Annotated in this window: 7 protein-coding genes; 1 reads left to right on the top strand and 6 read right to left on the bottom strand. The window is 64.3% G+C overall.

Annotation, left to right across the window (positions count from 1 at the left end; genetic code table 11):
• Positions 1-109 precede the first annotated feature (109 nt).
• The 6 genes from WBH99_RS08560 to WBH99_RS08535 are packed head-to-tail and all read right to left on the bottom strand — an operon-like array spanning position 110 to position 5,320.
• Positions 110-1,423 (bottom strand): mechanosensitive ion channel family protein, encoded by a 1,314-nt coding sequence (locus tag WBH99_RS08560; RefSeq protein WP_424219664.1) that lies wholly within the window; start codon positions 1,421-1,423, stop codon positions 110-112.
• A gap of 5 nt (positions 1,424-1,428) precedes the next feature.
• Positions 1,429-2,697 carry an RsmB/NOP family class I SAM-dependent RNA methyltransferase gene (locus WBH99_RS08555; RefSeq protein ID WP_424219663.1) on the bottom strand — a complete coding sequence of 423 codons (1,269 nt, stop codon included), beginning with the start codon at positions 2,695-2,697 and terminating at the stop codon, positions 1,429-1,431.
• Between the two features lie 19 nt (positions 2,698-2,716).
• Positions 2,717-3,820, bottom strand: coding sequence for a DUF3108 domain-containing protein (locus WBH99_RS08550; protein WP_424219662.1), 1,104 nt, complete (start codon positions 3,818-3,820; stop codon positions 2,717-2,719).
• Entirely contained in the window at positions 3,820-4,467 is a 648-nt protein-coding gene (purN, locus tag WBH99_RS08545; RefSeq protein ID WP_424219661.1) for a phosphoribosylglycinamide formyltransferase, read from the bottom strand. The genes WBH99_RS08550 and purN overlap by 1 nt, the downstream gene beginning before the upstream one ends.
• Positions 4,464-4,685: a hypothetical protein gene (locus WBH99_RS08540; RefSeq protein ID WP_424219660.1), complete on the bottom strand. Its 222-nt coding sequence runs from the start codon at positions 4,683-4,685 to the stop codon at positions 4,464-4,466. The genes purN and WBH99_RS08540 overlap by 4 nt, the downstream gene beginning before the upstream one ends.
• Positions 4,670-5,320 (bottom strand): DedA family protein, encoded by a 651-nt coding sequence (locus WBH99_RS08535; protein WP_424219658.1) that lies wholly within the window; start codon positions 5,318-5,320, stop codon positions 4,670-4,672. Before WBH99_RS08535 ends, WBH99_RS08540 begins: the two co-directional genes overlap by 16 nt.
• A 51-nt stretch (positions 5,321-5,371) precedes the next feature.
• Between WBH99_RS08535 and mutL the strand changes: the two genes are divergently transcribed.
• On the top strand, positions 5,372-6,584 hold a 1,213-nt coding region (gene mutL, locus WBH99_RS08530), incomplete at its 3' end, for a DNA mismatch repair endonuclease MutL (protein ID WP_424219657.1).

Raw genomic sequence — 6,584 nt, 5'->3', positions numbered from 1 at the left:
GCCTGCGTCAGCACCGCTTTTTCCCGTCTTTTTGCTTCACCCATCAGGGGACTCCTGCTCATTCGTTGAAACTGGCTGCCAGTCTGGCGTTGCGCAGATTGACCTGAGATCAACTGCCGGAAACAGGATCATTCCGGCCCGGCACCGTGGCAGCAGTTGCAGCCCCCCCACCCAGCAGCCGCACCTCTCGTTGCGGGAAAGGAATCTCGATGCCTTCCTGACGGAAGCGGCGCCAGATTTCCATATTGATCTCGGAGCGCAAGATCCCGGTTCCCTGGTCCGGATCATTGATCCAGAACCCCAGGTCAAGGTTGATGCCGCTATCTGCAAACATCACCACCAGCGCCAGCGGGGCCGGGTCCGGCAACACCCGGGGGTGATTCCGGGCAATCTCCTCCAACAGGGCCACGGCCTTTTCCAGATCGGCGGAATAAGCCACCGCTACCGAAGTCCCCACCCGCACCCGGGAATCGGTGAAGGTCTGGTTCTGGACGATGCTGGCCACCAAAGCCTCGTTGGGGACGATGAATTCCACCCCGACCAGATTGCGCAAGACCGTATAACGCGTGGTGATTTCGGTCACCACGCCCGTTGTATTGGCATCGATCTGGATCAGGTTACCCAGGCGGATGGAGCGGTCCAGCAGGATGATGAAGCCCGCCACATAATTGCTGGCAATCTTTTGCAGCCCCAGGCCCAGGCCCGCGCCCAGGGCCCCGGTGAATACCGACAAGGCAGTAATGTCGAGGCCCACCATGGAGAAGCTCAGCATCACCGCCAGCATGACGAACAGGGCCTTGCTCACTCGTATCAGGACGATGCGTAACGACGAGTCCAGATCGCTCGCCCCCATCAGCCGGGACTCCACCAGGCTCGCCGCCCAGAGCGAGGCCAGCAGGGTCAGCACCATCACCACCGCGCCGTTCAGGATCATCCACAGATTGACTTCCTGCTTGCCCATCTTGAAGCTGACGGTTTCCAGGGCGTCGATGATTTCCGTAGACGCTCCGGTCAGATACAGGGCCAGCCAGCCCCAGATCAGAATGGAAAAGAACTTGCCAACGGAATGCAGCCAGAGGGCCTTGGGGAAACTGCGCCGCAACATGTGATGCACCGCCCGCACCACCGTCAGGGAAAGCAGCAGCGGCACCGCCACCTTGATGACATGGACGTTCATGAACGCCTCCAGCGCCGCCCGCTCTGCAACCAGCAGCACCAACGCCAGCAGCGGGAAAGCCTGCGCCTGCAGGACCTTCAGCAACCCCTGGCGATCCGGAGCGCGCCGCTGCAGCAGAGCCGCCAGCCCCCAGGCCAGGCCCAGACAGGCCAGCAACGCGATCAACTGCCAATAGATGTCAGGCTGCTGCAGGTCATGCCAGAGATCAAGCAGCAGATGGGTCGGGCCCGCCTCGTTTTTTTTCATCGAACTCATCCTTGCCGACGCTCCAGAAGGGCGGCGAAAAATCCATCCGTACCCTGCACATGGGGCAGCAACTGCAGGCATTCCCCTGGCGCCTGCCAGCCCAGGGCTTCCAGTTCCCGGGCCACGGGCACGATCCTGAATTCGGGGCTGGCGGCCAGGAAGGCCGCGACGATGGCCTCATTTTCTTCTTGCAACAGGCTGCAGGTGGCATAGACCAGACGCCCACCGGGTTTCACCAGACGCGCCGCCGCCGCGAGAATGGAAGCCTGCTTGACGGTCAGTTCCGCCACCCCCTCCGGGGTCTGGCGCCATTTCAGATCGGGATTGCGGCGCAAGGTGCCCAGGCCGGAACAAGGGGCATCCACCAGCACCCGGTCGATCTTGCCCGCCAGCCGCTTGATCTTGATGTCCCGCTCCGACTCGATGCGCACCGGATGCACATTCGAAAGCCCGGAACGGGCCAGCCGCGGCTTGAGATTGGAGAGCCGCTTCTCCGACACATCAAAGGCATACAGCCGCCCGGTGTTGCGCATCAGGGCCCCCAGGAGCAGGGTCTTGCCGCCCGCCCCGGCGCAGAAATCCACCACCATTTCGCCCCGCCTGGGCGCCAGCAGCAAGCCCAGCAACTGACTGCCCTCATCCTGGACCTCGATCACCCCTTCCTGGAACAGGGGATAACGGGACAGGGCCGGCTTCTCCGCCAGGCGGATGGCCATGGGCGAGAAACGTCCCGCCTCGCAGGCAATCCCGTCTGCCTGAAGGCGCTCCAGCACCGCCTTGCGGCTGGACTTCAGTTCATTGACGCGCAGGTCCAGCGGCGCCGGCCGGTTCAGGGCCTGAACCAGGGGCAGCACTTCGGCTTCCCCCCATTGGGCCACCAGCTTCTCATACAGCCAGTCCGGCAGATCCAGTTGCTCGGCCGGGCCAAGGCCCGCCGCATCAAAGCCCTCGATCTGCCCCATCCACTCCAGTTCTGCTGGCCGGGCCACCAGTTCCAGTTCGCGCGGCGGGTAACCCTGCATCACCAGCGCCGCCAGCAACAGATGCCGCTGGGTGGCTTCGCCATCACAACGGGCCTTGAGGCTGCGCAGATGCCGCAGGATGGAAAACAGCAATTCGGCCAGAAACCCCCGCTCGTTCTGACCCAGGTTGCGGTGCTCCCGAAAATAGCGGGACAGCACCCCGTCAGCAGGATAGTCAAAGGTCAACAGCTGCAGCAGCAGTCGCTCGGCATGGACAAACAAGGCAGGTGTCAGGCGCGGCGCTCGGTTCATGGTATTTCCAGTCAACAAATCATTCGGGAAGGGGAGCCGCCAGATTCAATTGCACCGCCACCTGATCGAACAGGTTTCCCTTCCTGTCCGTGTGGCGGATTCTTACAGGCAACAAGAAATGGTCCAGGGCCAGCCAGAGTTCCGTGCGGCTGCTGCCCAGGGATTGCAGATGCAAGGTGCGAAAGCTGCCGGCCGGTGTATCCAGCATCTCCTCCCCCATGGCATCGAAATGAAACAGTTCATACTTCTTGCCGGTGACCACCCGGAAAGCCACTCCGTTTTCCAGGCCGGGCAGGTAGGCCAGCTGGTAATGCAGACTGAGCAGATCCTGGCTGCCCGGCGCCAAAGGATGCTCACCCAAGCCTTCGATTCTAACCTGCCCGCCGGACCAATCGAAATCGGCACTTCCACCATCGGCCACGCCGTTCCTGAGCACCCGGAAATGTTCCGGCCTCAGGCCCTGGCGATCCACCAGGCCCCGGCTTTCGGTTTCCAGACGGATGGGCTTGATCAAGGCAGCCAGACCGCTGGTCTCGGTCAAGGCCCGCAACACATAATGCCCCTCGGCGATTTCCCAGTGCTGGCTGGCCCGCCCCACCTCCAGGCCCCGTTCGCCCCGGAACACCTTGTAGCGGATCTCGCCCTGGGGCGGGAAGTTGGCCGGCCCCGCCGCTTCAGTTCCGGCTTGTTCCGGCCCCGCCGCTTCAGTACCGGCTTGCTCCGGCCCCGCCGCTTCAGTACCGGCTTGCTCCGGCCCCGCCGCTTCAGTTCCGGCTTGCTCCGGCCCCGCCGCTTCAGTTCCGGCTTGTTCCGGCCCCGCCGGCCCAGGGTCCGCCACCAGCGGGGGCTGGGGGAGCGACTCCATGCGCACGACCTTCGGCGCTGTGCTGGCTTGCACTGGCCGCGAGGGAGTCGCCTTGTTCCTGGACTTCTTGCCTACGCCCGGCGCCGGCAAGGGCGGGATTTTCTTCCGGGCTAGCGCAGCGGAAGGCATCAGCGTCGCCTGGAGCGGCGGACTTGCCCTGGGCTCAATCAGAGGCGCCAGGTCTGCCACCGTGAGCCACAGGATGACCCCGTGCAAGAGCAGGGAAACGGCCAGGGCCGCGACCAGAACCCGGGGCATCAGGCCAGCAGAGGGGCCTGCAGCGTGCCGTCCTGCTGCTGGCCATCCACCCGCACCCGGCCGTTTTCCAGATGCAGCCGCCCTTCCACAAACCAGCGCACGGCGCGGGGATAAATCACATGCTCCTGGGCCAGTACCCGGGCCGCCAGGGCGGCTTCGTCGTCGCCCTCCAGTACCGGCACAGCCGCCTGGATCACCACCGGGCCATGGTCCAGGGCCGGGGTCACGAAATGCACGGTGCAGCCGTGGATGCGTACCCCTTCGTCCAGCGCCCGCTGATGGGTATGCAAGCCGGGAAAGGCCGGCAGCAAGGAAGGATGGATATTGAGCAGGCGCCCCTCGAAGCGGCGCACGAAACCTGCGGTGAGCACGCGCATGAAGCCCGCCAGCACCACCAGATCGGCTTGAAACCCGTCGATGGCCTCGCCCAGGGCGGCATCGAAAGCCTCGCGGTCGGCAAAGGCCTTGTGATCCAGCACCTGGGTGGCGATGCCGGCCGCCGCCGCCGTCTCCAGCCCCCGGGCATCAGGCCGGTTGGCCAACACGGCGGCGATTTCCAGACCCGGCAACTCGCCCCGGTCCCGGGCCCGGATCATGGCCTCCATATTGCTGCCACGCCCGGAAATCAGGATGACGATGCGCTTCATTTCAACAACCCCACCGGCAAGCAAAAGGAGGCGGCCAGGGCATGGGGGGCGCGACGCACCGCCCGCCCATTCTCGTCCGCCACGATATGGGCCAGAAAAATAAGGGCCAGAAAAATATGGGCCAGAAAATCAAGCCGGCCGATGACCCGGCCCAACCCGCGTTCGACCGCCAGATGGCGATGCCGCCCGCCCGGTTCATGGATCAGGTCGCGCCGCATGACGCCTTGCTGTGTTTCAGATAAGCAATCAGCGCCGGCAACAGGGAAATCGCGATGATGGCGACGATCACCAGCGAAAGATTCTGGCGGATCCAGGGCAGGTTGCCAAACCAGTAACCGGCAAAACACAGGGAAAACACCCAGCCCAGGCCCCCGGCCAGGTTAAAGACAGCAAACCGGCCATAAGGCATGCCGCCGATGCCCGCCACAAAGGGCGCAAAGGTACGGAACAAGGGCAAAAAGCGGGACAGCACCAGGGTCTTGCCGCCATGCTGCTCATAAAAAATATGGGTCTTCAGCAGCGCCGCCTTGTTGAAGAGGCGGGAATTCTCCCACTGAAACACCTTGGGGCCGAGATAACGGCCAATCTGGTAATTCAGCAAATTGCCCAGCACCGCCGCCAGGGAAAGCATCCCCACCAGAATCCAGATATCCATGCCGCCCAGGGCCGCCAGGGCACCGGCCACGAACAGCAGGGAATCGCCAGGCAGGAAGGGCGTCACCACGAAACCCGTTTCGGCAAAGATGCAGAAAAAGAGGATGGCGTAGATCCACCCGCCATACTGCCCCATCAAGACCGCCAGATGTGTGTCCAGATGCAGGACGATATCGATGAACTGGGTGATGAATTCCATGACAGACCCGGGTATGAAAACCAGCATTCTACCCCAAGGTATAATCTGCCCATGCCCGAAAGCCCCTCCCGCCCCCTGCCCCGCATCCACGCGCTCCCCGACCTGCTGATCAGCCAGATTGCCGCCGGTGAAGTGGTGGAACGCCCCGCCTCGGTCCTGAAGGAACTATTGGAAAACGCCCTGGATGCCGGCAGCACGGCGATTCAGGTGCACCTGGAAGAAGGGGGGGTGAAACTGATCCGCATCACCGATGACGGCTGCGGCATTGCCCGGGAAGACCTGGCCCTGGCCCTGACCCGCCACGCCACCTCCAAGATCGGCTCCCTGGCTGATCTGGAAGGCGTGACCAGCCTGGGATTTCGCGGTGAAGCCCTGGCCTCGGTGGCCTCCGTGGCCCGCCTCAGCCTCACCAGCCGGGCCCGGGGTAGCGACCACGCCTGGAAACTCGGGGCCGGATCCGGCGCCGAGCCCGAGCCTGCCGCCCTGATGGCCGGCACCGTGGTGGAAATGCGCGACCTGTATTACAACACCCCGGCCCGGCGCAAATTCCTCAAGTCCGAAGGCACCGAATTTAGCCATTGCGCCGAATATTTCAAGCGCATCGCCCTGGCTCATCCGGACGTGGCCTTCACCCTGACCCACAACGGCCGCACCAGCCTGCAACTGCCCCGGGCCAATCTGGAACAGCGGATACGCGCCATCCTTGGTGAGGAATTCGTCGGCCAGGCCCGTTCCGTCAACGTCGCGGCCGGCCCCCTTGCGCTCGCCGGCCTGATCATCGACCCCACCTGGGCCAGCCAGGCCAAGGACGCCCAATACACCTTCGTCAATGGCCGCTTCGTGCGCGACAAGGTGATCGGCCACGCCCTGCGCGAAGCCTACCGGGACGTGCTGCACGGCAGCCGCCAGCCCAGCCTGTGCCTGTTCCTGGCCATCGACCCTTGCGCCGTGGATGTGAATGTGCATCCGGCCAAGACCGAAGTGCGCTTCCGGGATGCCCGCGCCGTGCACCAGTTCGTCTTCCACTGCGTGCAGCGCACCCTGGCCACCGCCATCCATAGCGCAACCGGGGAAACCGGCGCCGCCCCGGCGGCCTCTGCCGCACTCATTCCCACCCCCCCGGCCCCGGTCAGCCTGGCGCGTTACAGCTCCCACGGCAGCCCGCCCATGCCGCGCCACCAACCCGGACTGGGCATGCAGGAACCCGCCACCTCCGCCTACCTGGCCTTCGCTCAAAGCGCCCGGCCAGTCGCGCCCTCCGGCC

Source organism: Azovibrio sp., from assembly GCF_049658005.1.
Classification (GTDB): Bacteria; Pseudomonadota; Gammaproteobacteria; order Burkholderiales; family Rhodocyclaceae; genus Azovibrio.
This window is presented reverse-complemented; position numbering and strand designations above follow the sequence as displayed.